The sequence below is a fragment of the Stenotrophomonas rhizophila genome (genome assembly GCF_007667275.1).
Lineage (GTDB): Bacteria > Pseudomonadota > Gammaproteobacteria > Xanthomonadales > Xanthomonadaceae > Stenotrophomonas > Stenotrophomonas maltophilia_AE.
On sequence record NZ_VDQT01000001.1, the window covers coordinates 514488 to 540084 of the forward strand.

The 25597-nt window shown below is 68.7% G+C and carries 18 protein-coding genes; 5 read left to right on the plus strand and 13 right to left on the minus strand.

What is annotated here, in order from left to right:
* Window positions 1-123: 123 nt before the first annotated feature.
* The 3 genes from lysS to FSZ13_RS02130 all read right to left on the minus strand — a co-directional run bounded on the left by lysS (window position 124) and on the right by FSZ13_RS02130 (window position 6009).
* Window positions 124-1641 carry a lysine--tRNA ligase gene (gene lysS / locus FSZ13_RS02120; protein ID WP_145477778.1) on the minus strand — a complete coding sequence of 506 codons (1518 nt, stop codon included), beginning with the start codon at window positions 1639-1641 and terminating at the stop codon, window positions 124-126.
* A gap of 75 nt (window positions 1642-1716) precedes the next feature.
* Window positions 1717-2842, minus strand: a protein-coding gene (prfB, locus tag FSZ13_RS02125) for a peptide chain release factor 2 (RefSeq protein ID WP_145478516.1) whose coding sequence is annotated in 2 segments (ribosomal slippage) — window positions 1717-2766 and window positions 2768-2842 — 1125 coding nt in all. Because the reading frame shifts where the segments join, the coding sequence is not laid out codon by codon here.
* A 260-nt stretch (window positions 2843-3102) separates the two neighbouring features.
* Window positions 3103-6009 carry a VIT domain-containing protein gene (locus tag FSZ13_RS02130; RefSeq protein WP_145477779.1) on the minus strand — a complete coding sequence of 969 codons (2907 nt, stop codon included), beginning with the start codon at window positions 6007-6009 and terminating at the stop codon, window positions 3103-3105.
* A 150-nt stretch (window positions 6010-6159) separates the two neighbouring features.
* Here FSZ13_RS02130 and FSZ13_RS02135 point away from each other — a divergent pair, with 150 nt between their 5' ends.
* The gene (locus tag FSZ13_RS02135) at window positions 6160-7224 is read left to right on the plus strand and encodes a DUF1176 domain-containing protein (protein ID WP_145477780.1); all 1065 of its coding nucleotides are present in this window, start codon (window positions 6160-6162) and stop codon (window positions 7222-7224) included.
* A 166-nt stretch (window positions 7225-7390) separates the two neighbouring features.
* Here FSZ13_RS02135 and recJ read toward each other — a convergent pair whose 3' ends face one another.
* From recJ to dapB, 6 genes are all read right to left on the minus strand, one after another.
* The gene (recJ, locus tag FSZ13_RS02140) at window positions 7391-9124 is read right to left on the minus strand and encodes a single-stranded-DNA-specific exonuclease RecJ (RefSeq protein WP_145477781.1); all 1734 of its coding nucleotides are present in this window, start codon (window positions 9122-9124) and stop codon (window positions 7391-7393) included.
* A gap of 123 nt (window positions 9125-9247) precedes the next feature.
* A complete protein-coding gene (locus FSZ13_RS02145; protein WP_145477782.1) occupies window positions 9248-10168 on the minus strand; it encodes a phosphoglycerate mutase in 921 nt (306 codons plus the stop codon).
* Window positions 10169-10175: 7 nt separating this feature from the next.
* A complete protein-coding gene (gene greA, locus FSZ13_RS02150; protein ID WP_186308850.1) occupies window positions 10176-10640 on the minus strand; it encodes a transcription elongation factor GreA in 465 nt (154 codons plus the stop codon).
* Between the two features lie 8 nt (window positions 10641-10648).
* Window positions 10649-13891: a carbamoyl-phosphate synthase large subunit gene (carB, locus tag FSZ13_RS02155; RefSeq protein WP_145477784.1), complete on the minus strand. Its 3243-nt coding sequence runs from the start codon at window positions 13889-13891 to the stop codon at window positions 10649-10651.
* Between the two features lie 129 nt (window positions 13892-14020).
* The gene (carA, locus tag FSZ13_RS02160) at window positions 14021-15151 is read right to left on the minus strand and encodes a glutamine-hydrolyzing carbamoyl-phosphate synthase small subunit (RefSeq protein ID WP_145477785.1); all 1131 of its coding nucleotides are present in this window, start codon (window positions 15149-15151) and stop codon (window positions 14021-14023) included.
* 278 nt (window positions 15152-15429) lie between these two features.
* Entirely contained in the window at window positions 15430-16158 is a 729-nt protein-coding gene (dapB, locus tag FSZ13_RS02165; RefSeq protein WP_145477786.1) for a 4-hydroxy-tetrahydrodipicolinate reductase, read from the minus strand.
* A gap of 158 nt (window positions 16159-16316) precedes the next feature.
* Here dapB and FSZ13_RS02170 point away from each other — a divergent pair, with 158 nt between their 5' ends.
* Window positions 16317-18188, plus strand: a complete 1872-nt coding sequence (locus FSZ13_RS02170; protein ID WP_145477787.1) for a hypothetical protein — start codon at window positions 16317-16319, stop codon at window positions 18186-18188.
* On the opposite strand, the gene FSZ13_RS02175 is transcribed toward FSZ13_RS02170, so the two are convergent.
* From FSZ13_RS02175 to FSZ13_RS02190, 4 genes are all read right to left on the minus strand, one after another.
* Window positions 18142-18543 carry a hypothetical protein gene (locus FSZ13_RS02175; RefSeq protein ID WP_145477788.1) on the minus strand — a complete coding sequence of 134 codons (402 nt, stop codon included), beginning with the start codon at window positions 18541-18543 and terminating at the stop codon, window positions 18142-18144. The two genes, FSZ13_RS02170 and FSZ13_RS02175, sit on opposite strands and share 47 nt — an antisense overlap.
* A 101-nt stretch (window positions 18544-18644) precedes the next feature.
* Window positions 18645-18908: a DUF6587 family protein gene (locus tag FSZ13_RS02180; protein ID WP_145477789.1), complete on the minus strand. Its 264-nt coding sequence runs from the start codon at window positions 18906-18908 to the stop codon at window positions 18645-18647.
* Window positions 18908-20764 (minus strand): ferrous iron transporter B, encoded by a 1857-nt coding sequence (feoB, locus tag FSZ13_RS02185; protein WP_145477790.1) that lies wholly within the window; start codon window positions 20762-20764, stop codon window positions 18908-18910. The genes FSZ13_RS02180 and feoB overlap by 1 nt, the downstream gene beginning before the upstream one ends.
* Complete coding sequence (locus FSZ13_RS02190; RefSeq protein ID WP_145477791.1) at window positions 20761-21015, minus strand: FeoA family protein; 255 nt, start codon at window positions 21013-21015, stop codon at window positions 20761-20763. Before FSZ13_RS02190 ends, feoB begins: the two co-directional genes overlap by 4 nt.
* A gap of 119 nt (window positions 21016-21134) precedes the next feature.
* Between FSZ13_RS02190 and FSZ13_RS02195 the strand changes: the two genes are divergently transcribed.
* The 3 genes from FSZ13_RS02195 to FSZ13_RS02205 all read left to right on the plus strand — a co-directional run bounded on the left by FSZ13_RS02195 (window position 21135) and on the right by FSZ13_RS02205 (window position 25520).
* Complete coding sequence (locus FSZ13_RS02195; protein WP_145477792.1) at window positions 21135-21923, plus strand: enoyl-CoA hydratase-related protein; 789 nt, start codon at window positions 21135-21137, stop codon at window positions 21921-21923.
* Window positions 21924-22065: 142 nt separating this feature from the next.
* Window positions 22066-22959, plus strand: coding sequence for a hydroxymethylglutaryl-CoA lyase (locus FSZ13_RS02200; RefSeq protein WP_145477793.1), 894 nt, complete (start codon window positions 22066-22068; stop codon window positions 22957-22959).
* Window positions 22956-25520, plus strand: coding sequence for a sensor domain-containing protein (locus tag FSZ13_RS02205; protein ID WP_145477794.1), 2565 nt, complete (start codon window positions 22956-22958; stop codon window positions 25518-25520). The genes FSZ13_RS02200 and FSZ13_RS02205 overlap by 4 nt, the downstream gene beginning before the upstream one ends.
* The last annotated feature ends 77 nt before the right edge of the window (window positions 25521-25597 follow it).

Genomic DNA, 25597 nt, shown 5'->3' on the forward strand with positions numbered 1-25597 from the left:
TTCTCATGATCCGCGGCCGTCGCCCATAGGGCGACTCAATAGGCCACGCGGAAACCATACTCGTACGGCCATCCCAGCGGAACCCCGCCGGGAGGGCTACGGCGGCCCTTCCGGAACTACGTCTCAGTTTTCGGGGCGCATGTAGGGGAAAAGCAGGACATCCCGGATCGAGCTGCTGCCGGTCAGCAGCATCACCAGCCGGTCGATGCCGATGCCCAGGCCGCCGGTCGGGGCCATACCGTACTCCAGCGCACGGATATAGTCGGCGTCGTAGTGCATGGCCTCGTCGTCGCCACCTTCCTTGGCCGTGACCTGGGCCTGGAAGCGCGCCGCCTGGTCCTCCGGGTCGTTCAGCTCGGAGAAGCCGTTGGCCAGCTCCTTGCCGTTGATGAACAGCTCGAAGCGGTCTGTGTAGCCCGGCTGGTCGTCGTTGGCGCGGGCCAGCGGCGAGACCTCGACCGGGTGGTCGGTAATGAAGGTCGGCTGCACCAGGGTGTGCTCGACGGTGGCTTCGAAGATCTCCAGCAGCAGCTTGCCCCAGCCGTAGGACGGCTTGACCCGGATCTTCAGGCGCTCGCAATGGCGCAGCAGCGCCTCGCGGTCGGTGCAGTCGGCTTCGCTGATCTCGGGATTGTGGTGGCGCACCGCCTCGTCCATGCGCCAGCGACGGAACGCCGGGGCCAGGTCGATGGTGGCGCCGTCCCACTCCACCGTGGTGGTGCCCAGCACCTTGCTGGCCACGTCACGGATCACGCCTTCGGTCAGGTCCATCACTTCGTTGTACGTGGCGTAGGCCTCGTACAGCTCCATCATGGTGAATTCCGGGTTGTGCCGGGTGCTGACGCCTTCGTTGCGGAAGTTGCGGTTGATCTCGTACACCCGCTCCAGCCCACCCACGACCAGGCGCTTGAGGTACAGCTCCGGGGCCACGCGCAGGTACAGGTCCAGGTCCAGCGCGTTGTGGTGGGTGGTGAACGGCTTGGCCGTGGCGCCGCCGGGGATGTAATGCATCATCGGCGTTTCGACTTCCAGGAAGTCGCGGTTGTCCAGCCAGGCGCGCATGGCGCGGATGATCCGCGAGCGCTTGATGAACACCTCGCGCGACTCCGGGGTCACGATCAGGTCGACATAGCGCTGGCGGTAGCGCTGTTCCACGTCGGCCAGGCCGTGCCACTTGTCCGGCAGCGGACGCAGCGACTTGGTCAGCAGGCGGATGCTGGTGGCCTTGACCGACAGCTCACCGGTCTTGGTACGGGTCAGCCCGCCTTCGACGGCGATGATGTCGCCCACGTCCCAGCCCTTGAAGGCGGCATACACATCGCCCAGCGCGGTGCCCTGCAGGAACAGCTGGATACGGCCGGACTCGTCCTGGATCTGGGCGAAGCTGGCCTTGCCCATCACCCGCTTGGCCATCAGCCGGCCGGCCATCTTCACCGTGCGGTCGTTGGCTTCCAGCGCTTCGGCGGTCCACTGTCCGGCATCGGCAAACTCGGCCTGCAGTTGGCCGGCGAAATCCTCGCGACGGAAGTCGTTCGGGTAGGCGATGCCCTGCCCGCGCAGCGCGGTCAGTTTCGCGCGGCGCTCGGCGATGAGGCTGTTCTCGTCGACGGAGGGCTGCGGCGCGGGGGTCTGATCGTTCATGGCGTGGGTCTGTGTCTGGGGAAGATGGACAGGAAAGGGTAAAACAGGGCCGGGCCGCACGCGGCGGCCCGACGGTCAGGCGTCGACGCGTTTGGCACCGACTTCAAGGCCCGACTTCAGGCTGGCTTCGACGAATTCGTCGAGGTCGCCGTCGAGCACCTTCTGCGTATCCGAACGTTCAATGCCGGTGCGCAGGTCCTTGATGCGGCTCTGGTCGAGCACGTAGTTGCGGATCTGGCTGCCCCAGCCGATGTCGGACTTGGTCGCTTCCACCGCATCGCGCTCGGCGTTGCGCTTCTGGATTTCCAGCTCGTACAGCTTGGCGGCCAGCATCTTCATCGCGTTGTCGCGGTTCTGGTGCTGGCTGCGGCCGGTCTGGCAGGCCACGACCGTGTTGGTCGGGATATGAGTGATGCGCACCGCCGACTCGGTCTTGTTGACGTGCTGGCCACCGGCGCCCGACGACCGGTACACGTCGGTACGCAGGTCGGCCGGGTTGATGTCGATCTCGATGTTGTTGTCGACTTCCGGAGACACGAACACCGAGGTGAAACTGGTGTGGCGGCGGTTGTCCGAATCGAACGGCGACTTGCGCACGAGGCGGTGCACGCCGGTTTCGGTCTTCAGCCAGCCATAGGCGTAGTCGCCTTCCACGCGCAGCGTGGCCGACTTGATGCCGGCGACGTCGCCGCCGGACACTTCCATCAGCTCGGTCTTCCAGCCACGCGATTCGCACCAGCGCAGGTACATGCGCAGCAGGATTTCAGCCCAGTCCTGGGCTTCGGTGCCGCCAGCACCGGCCTGGATGTCGACGAACGCGGGGGCGTTGTCCATCTTGCCGGAGAACATGCGCTGGAATTCCAGCTGTTCCACGTGCTTCTGGTACTTGTCCAGGTCGGCGACCACGGCCAGGGCGGTTTCTTCGTCCTGTTCGCTTTCAGCCAGTTCCAGCAGTTCGCCGGATTCGGTCAGGCCATCAAGAATGGTGGCGATGCCGCCCACGGTCTTTTCCAGGCTGGAACGCTCGCGGCCCAGGGTCTGGGCGTATTCGGCGTTGTTCCAGATATCGGGGTTTTCCAGTTCCCGGGTTACTTCTTCCAGACGCTCTTTCTTGGCGTCGTAGTCAAAGATACCCCCTGAGCGAGACCACGCGATCGGTCAGATCGGTGATTCGCTGGCGCACGGGATTGAGCTCGATCATATCGGCGGTCATGAAGGCTTGGGACAAGAGGCGAATTGTAGCGCAGAGCAGCCTGTTCATGTTTGAGGCCCGAGGGCGGATCGGCGGCGTCCGGAGCAGGCGCGTGGCATGGGTTCCTGCGGGCCGGCCAACGGCCGGCGCTACCGGATTTCGTCATGCATGACGGGTGGCGCCACCGGCCGGGGTCGGCGGACGGGGGACGCGTCACCGCCCGGCGGCGGCCCCGGTAGCGCCGGCCGTTGGCCGGCCCAAGGGGTCCGTCACCGCACCTCGAACTCGCCCACCAGCACGGTATCGGCACTGTTCTTCAGGCGCATCGTGACCTGCTGGTCCTGCTGGCGGCGGCTGCCCCAGTGCGTGCTCAGGCGAAGCGTGAGCGTGGTCGCCCCGGTCACCAGCTGCTCGCGGCTGCCGAAGTAGTTCGCCTCCACCTTGTACCGGCCTGGCTTGGCCCGGCGCAGCGAGAACTGCTCCGGACCATAGCCGCCGGTGAAGTCGCGCGACATCTGCCCACCCTGGTAGCTCAGCCGGTTGCCGTAGAACACGCGCTCGCCGTTGGGATCGGTCACCCACAGGTCCATGTCGCTGTTGTCGCTGTCCCAGCTGAGCACCACGCGCAGGTCAAGCGGCATGGCCCGGCGCAGGCGCGGATCGACCGCGCCCGCGTCGACCCCGGTGCGCGCCACCAGCGTGGTCAGCTCGTCCAGTGCAATCAGCGAGATGCCGTCGAAGCGGGCGTCCCACGGCCGCACGACCACCTCGTTGAACGCGGCCAGTGCCGCGGCCGGCTGCTTGTCGGCCTCCAGCGCCAGGGCCAGGTCGCGGAAGCTCTGCGGCTCTTCCTCGCCCAGCGCCAGCACGTCGCGGAACACCGGTACCGCCAGCGCCGGCGCCTTGGCCTGCATCAGGCGGTAACCGAGCACGCGCAGCACGTGGCGGTTTTCCAGCTGCATCTCGGCCAGGTTCGACAGCACCCGCAGCGCGAGGTCGCGCTCGCCGTGGGCCAACAGGATGTCCGCCACGTCCAGATAGAACGCGCTGCTGTCGGCATGCGCTGCGCGTTCCTGCAGGTACAGCGCGTAGACCGCGTCGGGGCGCGCGGCGCGCAGGCGGCGTGCGTACACCGAGTCCGGCGCCCATGCCGCCACCGTGATGCGCAGGGCGCCCTGGTTGACCCCGGTGTCGACGCCCTCGTCGGCCGCCGCGCCAGCTGCCCGTTGGGCGCCATTGACCGCCACCCTGTCCAGCGCGCTGGATGCAACCGCGGCACGTTCGCTGCGCGCGTCTTCAGCCGCCAGCATCATCGGCGCGGGCGGCGGCGCCGGTGCTGCGGCGGGCATGGGCGCGGAGCGCTGCTTGAGCGGCGCGGCCGAAGGCGGCGCGCCCTTCGGCCAGGCCCGGTTCCACCAGGCCTCGCGCTCGGCATATTGCGCAGCGAGGTTGTCCAGCCGCGCACGGCGCGCGGCGGCCTCGTCCCCGGCCTTGACCGCATGCAGCCGGTCGTACGCCTGCTGCAGGGGTGGCGCCGGGCGGATGCCATAGCGCAGGTAATCGTCCAGGGTTTCCAGCACCAGCAGCGAGGTGTCGGGACCGACCAGGCCGAACCGCAGCGCCAGCGCTTGCAGGGCCGCGCGATGCGTGGCGGGGTCTGCCGCCAGGTGCCGGCGCTGCGCGTCGGCCCAGGCATGTGCGACCAGCGCACCGCCCGTGTCGCGCGCATCGGCCAGCGGCACTGTCACGGTTCGACCCGCGTCATCGGCGGTCGGCACGTGCAGGCGCAGCAGCGCATCCGCACGCTGCACCCGCGCCAACACCCGCACCCAGCCCTGCCCCGCGCGCGCGTCATCCACGTGCAGGTCGGTCAGCCCTTCACCCTGGACCACGACATCAGCGGCATCTTCGCGCAGCAGCTGCGCCGCGGTGGCCGCAGCCTCGCCGGCACCGGCCAGCACCAGCAGCCGCCCATGCCCTGCCCGCGTCCAGTCGCGCAGGCGGTCCGTGTCGGTACGTGCACCGGCACTGCTCAGCGCGTACAGGCGTTGCCCGCCGCGCAGCACGGGCCGCGTGCGCTTGCCATAGTTGGCCAGCCCATCGCTGACCAGCAGGTATTCGTCGATGTCGGGCTGTGCGGTCCAGTCGCCGAGCGCGCTGGCGCCGTCCTGTGGCAACGCGGAAAGGTACTGGCGCAGCGCGCTCCAGTCGCCGTTGCGGATCGCGAAGCGCCGCGTCGGCTCGGCGCGGTCGCGCAGTACGGTCAGCTGCACCTCGCCATTGCCGATCGCGCTGAAGTAGCGTGCCAGCACCGCCAGCTCGGCGGCGGCATCGCGCGAGCGCGCGGATCCCGAGGCGTCCCAGAGCAGGCCCACCCGTCGTGGCAGCGGGCGTTCGCGGGTCTGCACCGGCACCGGGACCTGCACCATCAGGTATTGCTCGCCACCGAAGTGGCCACGCAGCGCATCCACTCCGCGTGGCAGCGGCAGGGTCCAGCCCAGCTGTGCCGGCAGCGATTCGCCAGGCCCCGCCCACACTGCCCGCCAGGCCCCTTCACGCAGTGCCAGCGCCACCGGTCCCCTGCCCGTCGCAGTCGGCACGCCGGTGCCGACCGCGTCCAGCCGCAGCTGCACCGCCTGTGCGTTGCGCGCGAACTGCAGCGGCAGCGTCCAGCGCAGGCCGTGTGCGCCCACCGGCAATGCCTCGCGCACGGTCAGCGCTACGCGGCGGGTGCCGCGTGCCGGAATCGGATAGATGCGCAGTCGGAACTGGTTGCCGACGGTCTGTTCGAGCAGCCCCGGGTCGACCTGGCGTCGCTCGATCGCTTCAAAAACCTGACGCCCCTGCGCCTTGGGAACCGGAACCGCATCGCGCAGGATCCCGTCGATATCCAGCGCGAACGCGGTCACCTGCTGGCCCTCGGCCAGCGGGAACTCCAGCACGCCTTCCAGCTCGCGCCGGTTCGGGTTGCGGAACAGCAGTTCGATCCGCGTCTCGCCCAGGCCGGCGGCCACATGGCTGTCGATCCGCGCCTGCTCCAGCACCACCGGCTGTTCGGCACCGGCAACCTTGAGTACAGGCTCGGCCGCGCGCTGCGCGGCCGCCAGCTGGATGCCCATGCCCCCGCCAACCCATAGCAGCAACCCCAAGCTGATACCGCGCAGCACGTTGTCCATGTCCCGCTCCCGATCCGATGACGACAGGTTGAACGCATCAGCGCGGCAAACGGGGTTGCGTGTTCCAGCCGCCTGCCAGGGTCATGGACAGGAACCGCCGGGCAGTCCACGATCCCAGCCCCAAGGAACGTTGCCCTGCAAGGACTCCGCATGCGCCGGTCGCTCTCTCTCCTCCTGCTTGTCGTCGTGCTGCCGGCGGTACATGCCGCTCCCGCCGAGGCCATCCCCTCCGGCCTCGAATTCCGCCACGAGGACTGGACCCTGGCCTGCGACAACACCCGCACCTGCCGCGCGGCGGGCTACCAGCGCGACGATGGCGACAGCGAACCGGTGTCGATCCTGCTCACCCGGCCCGGCGGCCCCGGGCAGCGCGTGAGCGCCGAGCTCATGCTCGGCCAGTACGAGGAAACCACCCTCCCGAAGCAGCTGCAGCTGCAGATCAACGACGCAACGCCGGCGTTGCTGCAGTACGACGCGGATGCCGGTACCGCCATCTTGTCCGAGGCCCAGGTGAGTACCCTGCTCGCCTCGCTTACCCGCATCAGTCGCATCGTGCTGATCGCCGAGGATGGCCGACGCTGGACGGTGTCCGATCGCGGCGCCTCAGCGGTGCTGCTCAAGATGGACGAGTTCCAGGGCCGACTCGGCACGCCGGGCGCACTGGTGCGCAAAGGCACGCGGGCTGAAGCCACGGTGCTGCCGGCGCTTCCGGTACCGGTGGTCACCGTGGTCAAGGCGCCACCCACCCGTCCCGCCGATGCAGCCCTGGCCACGTCGACTGCCTTGCGTGCAGCGCTGGCCGCTGCAACTTCCGCCGACGACTGTGCCGCACTTCATCCTGACGACAGCATGTTCGCCGACGAGGGCCCGCAGCAGATCACCGTGCAGCGCCTCAGCGCGGACAAGCTGCTGGTGTCGCAGAACTGCTGGCGCGCGGCCTACAACACTGGTGACGGCTACTGGGTGGTCAACGACCATGCCCCATACCACCCGACGCTGGTTACCGCGTCTGCGGCGGACGGCGATGTGCGCAGCATCGAACAGGCGCACAAGGGTCGCGGTCTTGGCGACTGCTGGTATACCGCAAGCTGGGTCTGGAACGGCACGCGCTTCGTCAAGACCGCAGAAGCCAGCTCGGGCCTCTGCCGCCTGGTCGCCGCCGGCGGCGCGTGGCAGATGCCGACACTGGTGAGCGAGGTCAAGGACGCGCCTTGAGGCGATCACCGGTCAGAACGGAAACACGGCCGACGTCGCCTGTGCGGCGTTGAACAACTTCTGCAGCAACCGGTAGTGCCTTGGCCACTCCGTCCGGACCCAACGTGCCGGATAATGGAACGACACTACGTTTCGTGGATTGCCACCGCAGCAGGTGGCTTCCCCATCACGCGTCGGCGCAGTGCTCGACGATCAGCTGGATCGCGCCGTTGCCGCGGTAGTCATCGCTGACAAGGCGGTAGGCGATGTGCACGGTGTTGGCCGGCGCTGTACCGCGCCAGCCGCTGAAATGGATGGCGTTGATCGGCTCGGCGCGGCCGGGCACGCGCAGGCTCAGCTTGAGGTGCTTTTCCTTCAGCACCTGCCAACGTGCCACCTGGAAATGGCCGTCGAACAGCGGCTCGGGGAATCCCTGCCCCCACGGGCCGGCCAGGCGCAATGCTTCGGCATGGCGGAAATCCAGTTCGGCCGGGGCCAGTTCGCCGTCGCTCAGCAGCTGCTGCTGCAGCGCGGCCGGGTCCATGCTCGCGCGCACGACGGCCACGAACGCCTGCTGGAAATCCTGCAGCCGCGCATGCGGCAGGCTCAGCCCCGCGGCCATGGCGTGGCCGCCGAACTTGTCGATCAGCCCGGGATGCGCGGCATTGACCAGAGCCAGCGCATCACGGATGTGGAAGCCGGCAATGGAACGCGCCGAGCCGCGCAGCGAGTCGCTGCCCGGTTCGGACGGCGCGAACGCGATCACCGGCCGGTGCAGGCGGTCTTTCATTTTCGAGGCGACCAGCCCGACCACGCCGGGGTGCCATTCGGCGTCGAACAGGCAGGCCGCGATCGGGCGTTCGCCCTCGGCGCCCAGCACGGCCTTTGCAACCGCAAGTTCGGCGTCGTCGGTCATCAGCTGCTGCACCGCGCGGCGCTCGGCGTTGATCTGTTCGAGCGTCTGCGCGATCTCCCGGGCCTGGCTGCGGTCCTCGGTTAGCAGCAGCTCGATGCCCAGCGCCATGTCCTCCAGGCGTCCGGCCGCGTTCAAGCGTGGCCCCAGCGCGAAGCCGATGTCGGTGGCGCTCAGGCGGGCGGCGTCACGGCCGCTGGCCTCGATCAACGCCTGCAGGCCGACGCAGCCCTGCCCGGCACGCAGGCGGCGCAGGCCGGCAGCGACCAGCGCACGGTTGTTGGCATCCAGCGCGACCAGGTCGGCCACGGTGCCTACCGCGACCAGGTCCAACAGGGTCAGCAGGTCGGGTTCGGTGCCCGCTGCAAAGGCACGATGCACGCGCAGGTGGCGACGCAGCGCCATCAGCACGTAGAAGATGACCCCGACGCCGGCCAGTGCCTTGCTCGGGAAGGCGTCGCCGTTGATGTTGGGATCGACGATGGCATCGGCCGGCGGCAACTGCTCGCCGGGCAGGTGGTGGTCGGTGACCAGCACCTGCCAGCCCAGTGCCTTGGCCGCAGCCACCCCGGCATGGCAGGCGATGCCATGGTCCACCGTGACCAGCAGGCCCGGCTGCAGTGGTGCGAGCTCGGCGACCAGGGACGGCGACAGCCCATACCCGTGCAGCATGCGGTTGGGCACGGCGTGGACCACATCGCGCGCGCCGAGCATGCGCAGGCCGCGCACACCAACCGCACATGCGGTGGCACCGTCGCAATCGAAGTCGCCCACCACCAGGATGCGGGTGCCGGCGGTGATCGCCGCTGCCAGCAGGTCCACCGCGGCCTGCATGCTGCCCATCAGCTCCGGCGCATGCAGCTGTGCCAGCTTCGGCTGTGCCTGTGCCGCATCGACAACACCACGCGCCGCGTACAGGCGCTGCAGCAACGGCAACATGTCGCCGGGCCACTGGCCAAGGTCAGCCACGGGACGGCGTTGGATCTGGAGCGCATCAGGAGAAGTCAAAGCGGGCTCGATAAACAGCGGAAACGCCGATGGCGACCATGATACGCGCCGTGAATCCACATGACAGGCGCCCCCGAGCGCGTAGAGCCACGCCCTGCGTGGCTGCCCGGTACCAACGACCGATCACCCCTCGTGAAGTTGAACCGGCTTCTTCCAGAACCGCCAGCGCTGGCCCTTGTCCAGCTCGAAGCGGGCGCCATCCTCGAAGTCGAGCACCAGCCGGCGTAGTTCGCCGCGCTGCAATGCCGACAGCAGCGGACGGATCGCATCATTGCCCAGCTGTTCCAGCGAACGCAGCTGGCGCAGGTCGACCAGGGCATCCACCTGCTGGTCGCCATCGGCCTGCACGCCCGCCGCTTTGGCCAGCGCCTGCAGCAACGCGTCGCGGCTGCGGACCTGGGCATGCGCGGTACGCACCGCCCCGGGCAGCTCGCCGCCACCCCAGAACCACAGCGAATTCACCGCTCGCTTGCCAGCGGCCACGCGCTGGGCATTCCAGGGATGCTGGTGCAGCACCACCTGCGCCTCGGTCAGCAACGCGCGCCAACGGCGCCCGGCATCGCCTTCGGGCAGGTAGGCGAACAGGTCATCGCCCAACACGTCATCGGGAGCGGCGAATGCCGGCAGCGTGGTGCCCGGCGGCAGGCGCAGGTACCAGCGCGACGGCGTCGGCGCGTCTAGGCTGAATCCATACCCGGCGAACAACGGCTGCAGGGCGGGAAGCAGTGCCGCCACATCGTCCGCTTCCAGTCGCAATGTGTCGCCATGACCCATCATCCGCGCGCCGTGCATGTCCGGCACCACGTTGGCCGGGTCGGCGCGCAGCCACACCCCGTCGTGGGCATCGCCCGCGTCGAGCTGCCGGGTCAGCGCGGCGACCGGCCAGTCGGCCGGTTGCAGCTGGAAATGCCGCTGCAGCTGGGCGCGTTCGCCGGCATCGACATGGCTGCGCTCGGCACGGCCGAGCGCCCTGGCCACGTCATCCGGCAACGGCGACGCGGGGAAGCGGCTGCGCGCGGGCAGCAACAACGTCGCCGTGGCCATGGTCGGGTCAGTCCAGGTACTGGACGCTGACGATTTCGTAGTCGCGCTTGCCGGCCGGCGCGTCGATGGTGACCGCATCTCCTTCCAGCTTGCCGATCAGCGCCCGCGCCAGCGGCGAGGAGATCGCGATCAGGCCGAGTTTGATGTCAGCCTCGAGGTCGCCCACGATCTGGTAGCGCTTCTCTTCATCGCTTTCCACGTCGGCCAGCTCGACCGTGGCACCGAACACGACCTTGCTGCCGGCGTTGAGCTTGCTGATGTCGATGATCTCGGCATGCGACAGCTCGCCTTCCAGCTGCTTGATGCGGCCTTCGATGAAGCCCTGCTCTTCGCGCGCGGCGTGGTATTCGGCGTTTTCCTTCAGGTCGCCGTGCTCGCGCGCTTCAGCGATCGCAGCGATGACCTTCGGACGCTTGACCCCCTTCAGATGGTCCAGCTCCTCGCGCAGGCGCTGTGCGCCCTTCAACGTGATCGGGGCTCTCATGCATTCAACTCCTTGTGCAGCTCCTGCAGCGACCAGACCGGGCCGGTACCGCGGAATTCCAGGGATTGCACCAGCGCCTTGGCGCCGGCAATGGTGGTCGAGTAGGTCACGCGGTGCTGCAGCGCTTCACGACGGATCGAGAAGGAGTCGTTGATCGCGGCACGACCTTCGGTGGTGTTGACGATATACACGATGTCGCCGTTCTTGATCGAATCGACGATGTGCGGACGACCTTCCACCACCTTGTTGACGATCTCGCAGCTCATGCCATGTTCCTGCAGCCACGCGGCGGTGCCACGGGTGGCCACCAGCGAGTAGCCACGCTCCAGCAGCGCCTGCGCCACCGGCAGCACGCGCTTCTTGTCCGGGTCGCGGACCGACACGAAGGCCTTGCCCAGCGGCGGCGCCTTGATGCCGCCGGCCTCCTGGGCACGTGCGAACGCAGCGCTGAAGCTGCGGCCGACGCCCATGACTTCACCGGTGGAGCGCATTTCCGGCCCGAGGATCGGGTCCACGCCCTGGAACTTGGCGAACGGGAAGATCGCTTCCTTGACCGAGTAATAGTCCGGCACGATCTCCTTGGTCGCACCCTGCTCGGCCAGGGTCTTGCCGGCCATGCAGCGCGCGGCGATCTTGGCCAGCGGCATGCCGGTGGCCTTGGACACGAACGGCACGGTGCGCGACGCACGCGGGTTCACTTCCAGCAGGTACACGATGTCCTCGCCGTTGTCGCCGGCCTGGATCGCGAACTGGGTGTTCATCAGCCCGACCACGTTCAGGGCCTTGGCCAGTTCAACCACCTGGCGGCGCAGCTCGGCCTGGGTTTCGGCCGACAGCGAGTACGGCGGCAGCGAGCAGGACGAATCGCCCGAATGCACGCCGGCTTCCTCGATGTGCTCCATCACGCCACCGATCAGCACGTTGCCGTCCTTGTCGGCAATGATGTCCACGTCCACTTCCACCGCGTTGTCGAGGAAGCGGTCCAGCAGCACCGGCGAATCGTTGGAGACCTTGACCGCGTCGCGCACGTAACGCGCCAGGTCGGCTTCGCCGTAGACGATTTCCATCGCGCGGCCGCCCAGCACGTAGCTCGGACGCACCACCAGCGGGTAGCCGATCTCGCGGGCCAGCAGCAGCGCTTCCTGGTCGTTGCGGGCAATGCGGTTCGGCGGCTGCTTCAGGCCCAGCTTGTCGACCAGCTGCTGGAAGCGCTCGCGGTCTTCGGCCAGGTCGATGGAGTCCGGCGAGGTGCCGATCACCGGCACGCCGTTGGCTTCCAGCGCGCGCGCCAGCTTCAGCGGGGTCTGGCCGCCGTACTGCACGATCACGCCCTTGGGCTGTTCCAGCTCGACGATTTCCAGCACGTCTTCCAGCGTCAGCGGCTCGAAGTACAGGCGGTCGGAGGTGTCGTAGTCGGTCGAGACGGTTTCCGGGTTGCAGTTGACCATGATGGTTTCGAAGCCATCATCGCGCAGCGCCAGCGCGGCGTGCACGCAGCAGTAGTCGAACTCGATGCCCTGGCCGATGCGGTTCGGACCGCCGCCCAGGATCATGATCTTGTCGCGGTTGCTCGGCGCCGCTTCGCATTCGTCCTCGTAGGTCGAATACAGGTAGGCGGTGCTGGTACCGAATTCAGCCGCGCAGGAGTCGACGCGCTTGTACACCGGGCGCACCTTGTGCGCACGGCGCAGCGCGCGCACGGCCGCTTCGTTGGTGCCGGTCAGCTCGGCCAGGCGCGCGTCGGAGAAACCGGCGCGCTTGAGCTTGCGCAGGCGCGCGGCGTCGAGGGCGTCGATGCCTTCGGCAGCCACCTGGGTTTCGGCCTGGATGATCTCTTCGATCTGGTCCAGGAACCACGGGTCGATATGCGACAGCGCGAACACTTCTTCCACGCTGAAGCCGGCGCGGAACGCATCGCCCACGAAGAACAGGCGCTCCGGGCCCGGGGCCTTGAGTTCGCGCTTCAGGGTGGTGATGTCGTCTTCGCTGGACAGGTCCAGGCCGGTCGGGTCGAGGCCGATCTTGCCGGTTTCCAGGCCACGCAGGGCCTTCTGCAGCGATTCCTGGAAGGTGCGGCCCATCGCCATCACCTCGCCCACCGACTTCATCTGGGTGGTCAGGCGCGCGTCGGCGGCCGGGAACTTCTCGAAGGCGAAGCGCGGGATCTTGGTGACCACGTAGTCGATCGACGGCTCGAACGAGGCCGGGGTCAGGCCGCCGGTGATTTCGTTCTTCAGTTCGTCCAGGGTGTAACCCACCGCCAGCTTGGCGGCGACCTTGGCGATCGGGAAGCCGGTGGCCTTGGAAGCCAGCGCCGACGAACGCGACACGCGCGGGTTCATTTCGATCACCACCACGCGACCGGTGGTCGGGCTGATGCCGAACTGCACGTTCGAACCGCCGGTATCCACGCCGATCTTGCGCAGCACGGCGATGGAGGCGTCGCGCAGGCGCTGGTATTCCTTGTCGGTCAGGGTCTGCGCCGGGGCCACGGTGATCGAGTCACCGGTGTGCACGCCCATCGGGTCCAGGTTCTCGATCGAGCAGACGATGATGCAGTTGTCGGCGGTGTCGCGCACCACCTCCATTTCGAATTCCTTCCAGCCCAGCACCGATTCTTCCACCAGCACTTCGGTGGTCGGCGACAGTTCCAGGCCGCGGGTCACGATATCGACCAGCTCTTCGCGGTTGTAGGCGATGCCGCCACCGCTGCCGCCCAGGGTGAAGCTGGGGCGGATAATGGTCGGGTAGCCGACGCGGGTCTGGATCTCGATGGCTTCTTCAAGCGTGTGGGCCACGGCCGCGCTGGGGCACTCCAGGCCGATCTCGCCCATGGCCACGCGGAACAGCTCGCGGTCTTCGGCCATGCGGATCGCGTCGCGCTTGGCGCCGATCAGCTCGACGTTGTACTTCTCCAGCACGCCGTTGTCGGCCAGGTCCAGCGCGCAGTTCAGCGCGGTCTGGCCGCCCATGGTCGGCAGCAGCGCGTCGGGCTTCTCCTTGGCGATGATCTTTTCGACCGTCTGCCAGTTGATCGGCTCGATGTAGACCGCGTCGGCCATTTCCGGGTCGGTCATGATGGTGGCCGGGTTGCTGTTGACCAGCACCACGCGGTAGCCCTCGTCGCGCAGGGCCTTGCAGGCCTGGGCGCCGGAGTAGTCGAACTCGCAGGCCTGGCCGATGACGATCGGGCCCGCGCCGATGATGAGGATGGTCTTAAGGTCAGTGCGCTTTGGCATTGTCTTCTCTAGGTCTGTACAGCGTGTCGGGGGTGATCGCACGCTGTCGATCAGGAAACTTCAGGGCTGCAGCGCCGCGCCCAGGGCAGCGGCAGTGCAGGTGCGCGCGATCCGTCGCGCTGCCGCCGGTCAGGCCTTGGCCTGCGCCATCAGGGCAATGAAGCGGTCGAACAGCGGGCTGACATCGTGCGGGCCCGGCGAGGCTTCCGGGTGACCCTGGAACGAGAACGCCGGCACGTCGGTGCGCGCGATGCCCTGGTTGGTGCCGTCGAACAGCGAACGGTGGGTCACGCGCAGGGTGGCCGGCAGGGTTGCTTCGTCCACCGCGAAGCCGTGGTTCTGCGAGGTGATCATCACCCGGCCGTCGTCCAGGTCCTGCACCGGGTGGTTGGCGCCGTGGTGGCCATGGCCCATCTTGACCGTCTTGGCGCCGGAGGCCAGCGCCAGCAGCTGGTGGCCGAGGCAGATGCCGAACACCGGCAGCTGCTTGTCCAGGAACACCTTGATCGCCTCGATGGCGTAGTCGCACGGCTCCGGGTCACCCGGGCCGTTGGACAGGAACACGCCGTCCGGATTCATCGCCAGCACCTCGGCGGCCGGGGTCTGCGCCGGCACCACGGTGATGTCGCAGCCGCGCTCGGCGAGCATGCGCAGGATGTTCAGCTTGGCGCCGAAGTCATAGGCCACCACCTTGAACTGCGGGGCGGCAGTGACGAACGTATTCGAATCCAGGTCGAGCTGGCCCTCGTTCCAGCTGTATGCCTTTTCGGTGCTGGTCACCTTGGCCAGGTCCATGCCCTTCAGGCCCGGGAACTTGCGCGCCGCTTCCAGCGCCACGTCCACGTTGAGGTCGTCGCCGGCCATCAGGGCGCCGTTCTGCGCGCCGCGTTCGCGCAGGATGCGGGTGAGCTTGCGGGTGTCGATGCCGGAAATGGCGACCACGCCACGCTGCAGCAGCCAGTCCTGCAGCGACACTTGGCTGCGCCAGTTGCTGGGACGGCGCGGCACGTCGCGCACGATCAGGCCGGCCGACCACACCTGGCGGGCCTCGTCGTCCTGGTCGGTCATGCCGGTGTTGCCGATATGCGGGTAGGTCAGCGTGACCATCTGCCGTGCGTAGGAGGGATCAGTCAGCACTTCCTGGTAACCGGTCATGGCGGTGTTGAACACCACTTCACCGACGGACAGGCCGGGCGCGCCTACGGATTCGCCCTCGAATACGGTGCCGTCTTCGAGGACGAGGATTGCGGCTTGGGTCACGGGAATCTCACTTTGGCTACCGAGGGGGTCGCCGAAGTCACGCCACGCTTCACGGAAAAGCGGTTGCAAAAAAGCGCGGACTGCGGTGCGGGACCGGTCCGGCTGTCGTGATTCGGCGAGCGGGAATTGTAATGGGAAGGTCACCCGGGCGCCAGTGGTAACGCGTATTCAGCGCCGGATGGTGTCGGACTGCGTGGACACGCATGGCGTGTCCCTACACGGCAGGTTCAAGGCGGCGTAGCGACACGCCACGCGTGTCCCGCCAGCCCCCGCCTCGTTCAGCTGTCTTTCCCCGCCAGCAGATCCCGCACCCGATAACTCCCTGCCGGGCGTCCATTCAGCTGAACGGCGGCAAACAGCGCGCCGCGCGCGAAGATGTCGCGGTTGGTGGCGCGGTGGGTCAGCTCGATGCGCTCGCCCAGGCCGGTGAACTGGACCAGATGCTCGCCGACGATGTCCCCGGCCCGCAGGCTGGCGTAATGCGGCTGCGCGCCGCCCTTCTGCGCCGCCGCGCCCAGGGTCAGCGCGGTGCCCGACGGCGCGTCCTGCTTGTGTACATGGTGCGATTCGACGATGTCGCAGTCCCAAGCGGCCAATGCGGCGGCCGCGCGCTCGACCAGCTCGTCGAGCACGGCCACGCCCAGCGAGAAGTTGGACGCCCACACCAGCGGGATCCGGCCGGCGGCCTGGATCAGCGTCTGGCGCTGGGTTTCGCTGATCCCGGTAGTACCGGACACCAGCCCTGCCCCACGCTCCACGCACAGCGCCAGCACCGGGTCGAATCCCTCCGGCAGGCTGAAGTCGATGGCCACGTCGAACGGCGGTGCGCCGTGCAGTTCGCTGGCGGCGAAATGCGGCACGCCTTCGACCACGCGCTGGGCCGGCGAACGGCGGGTGATGGCGGCAACGACCTGCAGGTCGTCGCGCTCTGCCGCCAGCCGCAGCAGGGCCTGGCCCATGCGGCCGGACGCGCCGTGGATGAGAATGCGAAGCGGGGACGTAGTCATGCACGCAGGCTAGCGGGTGCGGGCAAGCGTGCACAAGAGGCAACATCGACAACGTCAGCTGACCCGTACGTGGCCTTGTCGCGATTGCATCCTGCGGGCGCGGCGACGCTTGCCTAGTTTCTCCGCATCCCCCGCCCAGGCCAGCCCCCATGCTTGTCATGTCCCGCAGTTCCAGCAGCCCGTCCCTGTTTGTCGGCCCCTTTTCCACGCGCGCAGGCGCACCGGGAAAATGCCGGTCGCTGCCCGATGTACACCCGTTCGCGGGCAGCCTGTCGATCATCCACAACCGGCTGCCGCGGGCCGGCTCGGGCCTGTCGCTGCATTCGCGGCTGGACGACCAGGAGGACCTGCTGCCCGACCTGGGCTCGACCGGCTCGCTGGAAGCCGGCGACCTGCGCCAGGAAACCCCGTCGCCCGACACCCTGCAGCAACTCGCCGAGTGCCGGGCCCTGCTCGACCTGCCCCGGCATTGCGCGGTCCAGCGCGATGCAGAGGGACGCCTGGGTGCGGTCGCAGACGGATCGGCCGAGTACCTGCTGGCCCACGCCCACGGACTGGACGCGGCGGCCGCGCTGCGCACCGCCGGCGCCCTGCGCCGCGGCGGGTTCCAGCCGACCGGGGAGCGCGTCTCGACCGTGGGCGACATTGCCGACGCCATGGCGCGACTCGGCCAGCGCGAGCGCCGGCGCGCACTCCCTGCTTCCGTCTGCGCCGCCACGGCGTCCGCCTTGACCGCCTCGATGGCGCAGGATGGAGCCGGCGCCGATCCCTGGCATCAGTTCGGACTGGACCTGGCGCGCAACCCGTACACCCTCGACGGCGTGCCGCAGGCGTCGCTGCAGGCCTTCCAGCGCGCGACGCAGGCGCTGCCGCCGGTCCAGCAGCGACTGGTACGGGAACTCCACCAGGGCATGCTGGCCCCGCTGGAAGCCTGCATCTTCTTCGGCAACGTCCTGCATCCGGACGGCGCCCTGCTGCGCGGTGACGATGGCGGCCACCCTGACGCGCCCCGCGCCGACACCCGCTTCCACTTGACCATCGACGCGACGGCGCCTGACGACGCCCGTGCCGTGCTTGTGGTGCACCACGACCGCCCGCTCGGTGCCGCGCTGCCGCGCACTGCCGGCCTGGACGCGCTACCCGAGCGACGCATCCTTGACCCGGATTCGGCATACCGCGTAACCCTGCGCGCCCGCTGCTCCGAGAACGGCACGGTCAGCGTCGACGGCGAGCATTCGGTGCGGCTGCGCTACCCGGCCGCGGTCGCGCCGACGACGGCGCCGCAGGCACTGCCGTCGGCCACCATCGACGCGCGCGTGCATGGGCAGCTGACCGCCGACATCATGGACCTGCATGCGCAGGCGATCAGCGGCCACCCGCATGCGGTGGCGCTGTACCTTGCCCGGCCGGCCGGCAACCAACCCCCGCCCATCGTCGGCCTGCTGGCGCTGGCCCGCCAGCTGGACGCACAGACCGGTCGCCAAAGCCTGTTGCCGCCCGAACTGGCGCGGTTCGCCTTTGCTGAACTCCGGCGCTGCGCCGAATCCGCGCGCGGGCAGGACGACCGCGACCGGTTGCCGCTGCTGCGACGGGCGTTGTTCAGGGCCGGCGAAAGCATTGCCGGCCTGGCCCAGGGCATGCCAGCGCATGGGCACTGGCAGCATGCGCGCCAGGAGCTGTGCGCGCTGCTGGAGACCGTGTTCTACCGCAGCGCCGAAGCGAGCCGCGTACCCGCGCTGGTTGTTCCCGCAACCCGCAGCGAGCGGCAGGAGCGCGACCGCCAACTCGGCCAGCTGATCCAGGTCGCCAGGGCCGCGCGGTGGGCGGAACTGGATGCGCTGCTGCCGGTAGAGCGCTTTGGCATGTGGCGAACCACCAGGGTGCAGCGCCCGGCGGCGTGCGCCTTCCAGCATGGCGAAAGTGGCCGTTACCTGGAAGTCGCGCTGGCCTGCCTGAACACACTCGGGCAGCGCGTGGCGCCGATCACCCTACCGGTTCGAACAGACCACTCCGCTGCATCGCCCCGCTGAACCCGGCGCTGATCGCTTCGTACTGCTGCGGTCCGAGCGACTTGCCGGACCGCAGGTCGGCCAGCAGCGCGCGGGCAACGGGATTCAGGGCAGAGACCAGGGTCTTGCTGCGACAGGCCAGGGGCAGCAGCGTCGCGAACGGCGCCCGACCGTGCAGCAGCTCCTGCAGCCGTTCGATGACCTGCACCTCGGCGTCGGACCGGCCTTTTTCCCAGGTCTCGATGCGCGCCATCTTGGGCGTCGGCTCGCCGTTGCGGATATCGACCGGAGTCCGCGTCAGCGACCGCTTGCGGTCGTGCGACAGCACATCCGGGGCCGGACCAGCGAGCGCCGGCGGGCAGGAATCAACCTTCATCACATCTCCATGGGCACGGACTCCGCATGCGGCGCGGAACCTCCAGCCCCCCACCTTGCCAGAGTCCCGGCACCACGGCCGGGCTCAACGCGACAGGTGGCTCAGCGCTTGCGCCCGGGCGTGGGTGCGGTCGGTCCGCAGGTGTCGCATCCGCCGCAGGCCGCGCTGCCGCTGCTGGCAGGCGGGGCGATCCAGCGCCCTGCCCGCTGCAGCCACGCCGGCCGCTGCGGCTTCAGCAACGCCAGCGCGATCGCCCCGCGCAGCCGCCGCACGGTGCCGGGAAACTGCTTCTTCAGCACCACCCACGCACTGACCAGCACGGCCAGCGCGATCACGGCGTACTGCAGCAGCAGGCCGGCGTCCATCAGCCGCCTCCCAGCGCCACGGTCACCTGGTAGGTGACCAGCGAAGCGATGTAGGCCGCGGCGAACAGATAGAAGGTGGCAAAGCCCATCTGCTTCCACGAGTTGGTTTCGCGCTTGATCGTGGCCAGGGTGGAAATGCACATCGGCGCGTAGATGTACCAGACCAGCAGCGACAACGCGGTGGCCAGCGACCAGCCGTCGCTGATCAGCGGGGTCAGCGCCTGGCTGGCCGCTTCGTCATCGGCGGCCGACAGCGCATATACGGTGGCCAGCGAGGCCACCGCCACTTCGCGTGCGGCCAGGCCCGGAATCAGCGCGATGCAGATCTGCCAGTTGAAGCCCAGCGGGGCGAAGAACACCGCCATGGCATGCCCGATCCGGCCGGCAAAGCTGTAGTCGATGGCCGGCATCGTCGCGTCGGCGGGCGCGCCGGGGAAGGACAGCAGGAACCACAGCAGGATGGTCAGCGCCAGGATGATGCCGCCGACCCGCTTGAGGAAGATCATGCCGCGTTCGTACAGGCCGACCGCCAGGTCCCGCGGGTGCGGCAGGCGGTAGGACGGCAGCTCCAGCATCAAAGGATGCTCGCTCTTGTCGCGGCGCCACTTCTTCATGGTCCAGGACATTGCCAGCGCGCTGACGATGCCGGCCGCGTACAGCCCGAACAGCACCAGGCCCTGCTGGTTGAACACGCCCCACACGGTCTTCTGCGGGATGAACGCACCGATCAGCAGCGCGTACACCGGCAACCGCGCCGAACAGGTCATCAGCGGCGCCACCAGGATGGTGGCGAGGCGGTCGCGCGGGTCCTGGATGCTGCGCGTGGACATGATGCCCGGTACCGCGCAGGCGAAGCTGGACAACAGCGGGATGAACGAGCGCCCGGACAGTCCGGCCGCGGCCATCATGCGGTCCAGCAGGAACGCCGCGCGCGGCAGGTAGCCGGACTCTTCCAGCGCCAGGATGAAGGCGAACAGGATCAGGATCTGCGGCAGGAAGATCACCACCCCGCCCACGCCGGCGATGATGCCGTCGGTAAGCAGGCTGTTCAGCGGGCCGGCCGGCAGCGTGCCTCCCACCCATTCGCCGAGGGCGGCGGTGCCGGCGTCGATGAGGTCCATCACCGGCGTGGCCCAGGCATACACCGCCTGGAAGATCAGGAACATCACCACCGCCAGGGTCAGCAGCCCGAACACCGGGTGCAGCAGCCAGCGGTCCAGCGCGTCGTCGACCTTCGCGGTGCGGGTCGGCATGTTCACCGCGGCGGCGAGGATACCGCGCACCTGCACGTGGTAGTCCTCCCCGGCGGTCGCTGCCGGGACCGGGGCATCCAGGTGCGGCACCATCGCGTCCAGCCGCTCGACCAGCGCCTGCGCGCCATTGCGGCGCACCGCCACGGTTTCCACAACCGGCACGCCCAGCGCGCGCTCCAGCGCCGGCACATCGATGCGGATGCCGCGGCGCTCGGCGGCGTCCACCATGTTCAGCGCCACGATCATCGGCTTGCCCAGCTCGCGCAGTTCCAGCGCGAAGCGCAGGTGCAGGCGCAGGTTGGTCGCGTCGATCACGCACAGCAGCACGTCCGGGGCGGCCTCACCCGGGTAGAACCCCCGGCACAGGTCGCGGGTGATCGCTTCGTCCAGGCTGGCCGGCTGCAGGCTGTAGGCGCCCGGCAGGTCAAGCACGGCGAATTCACGCCCGGACGGCGCGCGCATGCGGCCTTCCTTGCGCTCGACGGTGACGCCGGTGTAATTGGCCACCTTCTGGCGGCTGCCGGTGAGCTGGTTGAACAGCGCGGTCTTGCCGCTGTTCGGGTTGCCGACCAGGGCAACGCGCAGGGTCGCGGCAGCGTTCATGCGGCCGCTCCCGGGGCCTGGGCGCTGACCTCGATACGCGCCGCCTCGGCCAGGCGCAGCGCGAAGCGGGTGAACCCGACCTGCACCAGCAGCGGCTCGCCGCCGATGGGACCCCGGGCTACCAGGCGCACATCTTCCCCCTTCACGAATCCCAGCTCCTGGAGCCGGCGGGCGATGGCGTCGTTTGCATGAAGTTCGCGCACCGACTCCACCAGGGCGGAGGCGTGCAGCGGCAGATCGGACAACGTCACAGGTCGCCTTCTGGTCGATAAGAATGGTTATCAATTCTAGCATCGCCGCGCCGCGTCATGGCCCGGCCGGCGTGGCCCGCTATGATCCATACATGTATGAAGCAGGCGCAGGCCCCGAGATGAGTGACGCTTTACGGATCGAACGCAGCGCTGCGGTGCTGACCCTGTGGCTGGACCGCCCCACCCTGCACAACGCCTTCGATGCCGGCCTGATCGCCGCGCTCACCGCAGCGCTGGACGCGGCCGGACGCGACCCGGAGGTGCGCGCGGTGGTGCTGGCGGCCACCGGCGCCTCATTCTCGGCCGGCGCCGACATGCAGTGGATGCGGGGCATGGCCGCGGCCAGCGAGGAAGACAACCGCCAGGACTCGCTGGCGCTGGCCCGGCTGATGCGGACCCTGGACGAACTGCCCAAGCCGACCATCGCGCGCGTCCACGGCGCCGCGTTTGGCGGCGGGGTCGGCCTGGTGGCCTGCTGCGACATCGCCATCGCCAGCACCAATGCCCGCTTCGGCCTCACCGAAAGCCGGCTGGGCCTGCTCCCAGCCGTCATCTCGCCCTATGTGATCGATGCGATCGGGCCGCGCCAGGCCCGCCGCTGGTTCACCACCGGCGAGCACTTCGACGCCGAGACCGCGCTGCGGATCGGGCTGGTGCACCAGCTGGTCGAACCTGAACGCATCGACGAAGCCGTGCAGCGCCAGCTGGGCCTGCTGGACAAGGCCGGGCCGATCGCCGCGGCGTCGGCCAAGCAGCTGGTCCGCCGGGTTGCTGGCGGTCATGACCGCGATGCGCTGGACCGCGACAACGCCGCGCTGATCGCCCGCCTGCGGGTCTCGGCCGAGGGCCAGGAGGGCCTTGGCGCGTTCCTGGACAAGCGTGCGCCGCATTGGGTCAGCCAGGATTGAGGGTAGCCGCTGGCCGCTTTGTTTCCCATCCCGCGTATCTCCCTGTCGTGGCCCGCCAGGCAACTGCGCCGTTACTTTCTTCCAGGATGCTCCGTGATCGCACTTGAGTTCCGTTTGCCTTCCGCCTGCCCGGCCTGCCGTCATGGATGACTTCGTCCGCATCGTCGAAGTCGGTCCACGTGACGGGCTGCAGAACGAGGCCCAGCCGGTGGCCACCGCCGACAAGATCGAGCTGATCCGCCAGCTCTCGCTGACCGGCCTGCGCACCATCGAAGCCACCAGTTTCGTCAGCCCGCGCTGGGTACCGCAGCTGGCCGACGCCGCCGAGGTCTATGCCGGCATCGAACGCCGTCCCGGTATCGCCTACCCGGTGCTGGTGCCCAACGAGCAGGGCTACGACCGTGCCCTCGCGGTTGGCGTGGAGGAAGTGGCGGTGTTCACCGCCGCCTCGGAAACCTTCAACCGTACCAACACCAATGCCGGCATCGACGAATCGCTGGCGCGCTTCGCTCCGATCCTCGAGCGCGCGCGCACCGATGGGGTAAAAGTGCGCGGCTATGTGTCCACCGTGCTCGGCTGCCCCTACCAGGGCGAGGTCGCCGTCAGCGAAGTGGTGCGCGTCGCACGCGCGCTGCACGACATGGGGTGTTACGAAATCTCGCTCGGCGACACCATTGGCGTCGGCACCCCGCGCAAGGCCCGCGCCATGCTGCGCGCGGTCGCCAGCGAAGTGCCGATGCCCGCCCTGGCCGTGCATTTCCACGATACCTACGGCCAGGCGCTGGCCAACATCGATGCGTGCCTGGACGAAGGCGTGCGCGTGGTCGATTCAGCCGTATCCGGCGCTGGCGGCTGTCCGTATGCCAAGGGTGCCAGCGGCAACGTGGCCAGCGAAGACGTGGTGTACCTGCTGCACGGCATCGGCATGCGTACCGGCATCGATCTGCCGGCGCTGGCCGCCACCGGCCGCTGGCTGGCCGCACGGCTCGGCCGCGAGACCGGCAGCAAGGCCGGCAGGGCCCTGGCCGCGACATGAGCCGACGCCGCCCGCGCACGGATGCTGCGGTCGGTGACCACCTCACCGGGCACGTGCATGCGCTCGCGGCGCTGGAGCAGGCGCTGGCGCAGCCGCCGGGCGAAGACGTGCATGTCCTGCTGCGGGATGTGCAGCAGGCCCTGCAGGAGGCCATGGACGAGCGCCAGCTGGCGCTGCGCCGCTACGCCGCGCTGTTCGACGCGGTGCCCGACCCGGTCAGCATCCTCAGTGAATCGGGGGTGGTGCTGGACCTCAACAAGGCCGGCGTGCGTGCCTACGGGCGCAGCCGCGAAGACATCATCGGCCAGCCGATCGAGCTGCTCAACCCGGACCTGCCCAGCGACCACCTCGATCCGGTCTGGGAAGCGCTGCGCCGGGGCGAAACCTACGTCATCGAAGTTACCAACATGCGTGGTGACGGCAGCCGCTTCCCGGTGGAAGTGCATTCTGCCGGCTTCGAGCACCAGGGCGAGCACTGCATCGTGGCGGTGGCGCGCGACCTGAGCAGCCGCTGGCAGGCCGAATCACGTTACCGGCTGCTGATGGAATCGATCGACAAGGGCGTGATCCTGTTCGACCGCGACCTGCATGTGATCTCGGCCAATCCGGCCGCGCACCGCATCCTGGGCACGCAGGGCAATGGCGGCAGCCTGGCCGCCATGCTGACCCCGGACGACTGGATCAGCGTGGACGAGCACGGGCACCCGCTTACCCGCGAGCAGTGGCCGGCCAGCGAAGCGCTGAACCGCGGACGCATCATCCGCAGCACCATCGTGGGCCTTTACCACCGGCCGCGCGGACGCATGATCTGGATTTCCACCACCAACGTGCCGGTATACGGCAACGGGCGCGACATTCCCGACCATGTGTTCGCGCTGTTCAGCGACATCACCGAACTCAAGCGCAACAACACCCTGTTCGACCGCGCCCAGTCGCTGGCGCACATCGGCGGCTGGGAGTGGGACCGCGGCCTGCAGCGCCTTTACCTCACCGATGAAGCGGCGCGCATCCTCGGCCAGGAGCTGCCGCTGCAGGACATGTCGCACCTGATGGACTGCCTGCGCCTGGACGACCGCGCGCAGCTGCAGCAGGCCCTGCTGGACGTGATCGACCGGCAGGTGCCGTTCGAGCTGGAACTGCAGGGGCAGCGCAGCGACGGCCACTCGTTCTGGGTGCGCATGATCGGCGAGGCCGAGGCCGGCGACGTCAACGCCGCGCGCATCGCCGGCACCGTGCAGGACATCACCTCGCGCAAGCATGCCGAGGAAACCCTGCGCATCCAGGCACGTACCGACCCGCTCACCGGCATCATGAACCGCGATGCGGTGCTGACCGACCTGGCCACGCGCATGGGCAGCCCCACCCATTGCCGGGTTGGCGTGCTGTACATCGACCTGGACCGCTTCAAGACCGTCAACGACCTGCTGGGCCACAACGCCGGCGACGAACTGCTGATCGATGCGACCCGGCGCATTTCCACGGCGATCGGCACGGAAGGACTGGTGGCGCGTTTTGGCGGCGACGAGTTCCTGGTGGTCTGCGACACCCGCGACCAGTCCGACCAGCCCGAGCGCCTGGCCGAAGCGATCACCCGCGCCTTCTCCACGCCGTTCCGTTTCGGCAGCGACGAGTTTTCGGTGACCACCAGCATCGGCATCGCCCGCGCACCGCAGGACGGCCTGCGCCCGCAGCAGCTGATCCAGAATGCGGACATCGCCATGTACGACTGCAAGCGGCGCACCCGCAACGGCTGGCAGGTGTTTTCCCCGGAACTGGCGCAGCGCCAGCACGACCGCCTGCAGATAGAAAGCCGCCTGCACCGTGCGTTGGACGATGACGAGTTCCATCTGGTCTACCAGCCGCAGGTGAACCTGCATACCGGCCAGCTGGTGGCCGCCGAAGCGCTGATCCGCTGGCGCAACTCGCAGCTGGGCGAACTGCGCCCGGACATCTTCATCGGCCATGCCGAGAGCACCGGCGACATCGTGCGGATCGGGCTGTGGGTGCTCAACGAAGCCTGCCGCCAGGTGCGCCAGTGGCAGGACGCCGGCCTGGGCATCGTGCGGGTGGCGGTGAACGTGTCTTACCGCCAGTTCGTCGGCGAGGACCTGGCCCGCAACGTGCGCCAGGCGCTGGACCAGTACGGCCTGCCCGGCAGCGCGCTGGAACTGGAATTCACCGAGCGGGTACTGATCGAGGACGCGCCCGACACCCTGCAGACCTTCGCGCGGCTGCGCGAGATGGGCGTGCTGCTGACCATCGACGACTTCGGCGAAGGCTACAGCGCGCTCAATTACCTGCGCCGGCTGCCCATCCACGGGCTCAAGCTCAGCCAGATGTTCGTCGAAGGGGTACCCGGCAACCGCTCGGACGTGGCGGTGTGCGAGGCTGTGTGCGGCATCGCCCGCAGCCTGGGCCTGGGCCTGGTCGCCGAAGGCATCGAATCTGAAGAACAGCGCCGGTTCCTGCACGACATGGGGGTCACCGTCGGCCAGGGCTTCCTGTTCGCGCCCGGCATGGCCCCGGACGAGTTCGCCCGCCGCCTGCCGCCGCGCCACTGAGCGCCCGCCTGCGCTGCACAACGGCGAACGGGCCGGCATCCGCTAGAATCGGCGGTTCTTGAACCTGCGGGATCGTG

Coding starts and splice junctions, on each gene's coding strand:
- FSZ13_RS02180 (WP_145477789.1), bottom strand. CDS start 18,908: ATGGACGCCGGCCTGCTGCTGCAGTACGCCGTGATCGCGCTGGCCGTG.
- FSZ13_RS02135 (WP_145477780.1), top strand. CDS start 6,160: ATGCGCCGGTCGCTCTCTCTCCTCCTGCTTGTCGTCGTGCTGCCGGCG.
- lysS (WP_145477778.1), bottom strand. CDS start 1,641: ATGAACGATCAGACCCCCGCGCCGCAGCCCTCCGTCGACGAGAACAGC.
- FSZ13_RS02170 (WP_145477787.1), top strand. CDS start 16,317: ATGTCCCGCAGTTCCAGCAGCCCGTCCCTGTTTGTCGGCCCCTTTTCC.
- FSZ13_RS02200 (WP_145477793.1), top strand. CDS start 22,066: ATGGATGACTTCGTCCGCATCGTCGAAGTCGGTCCACGTGACGGGCTG.
- FSZ13_RS02130 (WP_145477779.1), bottom strand. CDS start 6,009: ATGGACAACGTGCTGCGCGGTATCAGCTTGGGGTTGCTGCTATGGGTT.
- FSZ13_RS02195 (WP_145477792.1), top strand. CDS start 21,135: ATGAGTGACGCTTTACGGATCGAACGCAGCGCTGCGGTGCTGACCCTG.
- carB (WP_145477784.1), bottom strand. CDS start 13,891: ATGCCAAAGCGCACTGACCTTAAGACCATCCTCATCATCGGCGCGGGC.
- feoB (WP_145477790.1), bottom strand. CDS start 20,764: ATGAACGCTGCCGCGACCCTGCGCGTTGCCCTGGTCGGCAACCCGAAC.
- FSZ13_RS02175 (WP_145477788.1), bottom strand. CDS start 18,543: ATGAAGGTTGATTCCTGCCCGCCGGCGCTCGCTGGTCCGGCCCCGGAT.
- FSZ13_RS02145 (WP_145477782.1), bottom strand. CDS start 10,168: ATGGCCACGGCGACGTTGTTGCTGCCCGCGCGCAGCCGCTTCCCCGCG.
- FSZ13_RS02205 (WP_145477794.1), top strand. CDS start 22,956: ATGAGCCGACGCCGCCCGCGCACGGATGCTGCGGTCGGTGACCACCTC.
- dapB (WP_145477786.1), bottom strand. CDS start 16,158: ATGACTACGTCCCCGCTTCGCATTCTCATCCACGGCGCGTCCGGCCGC.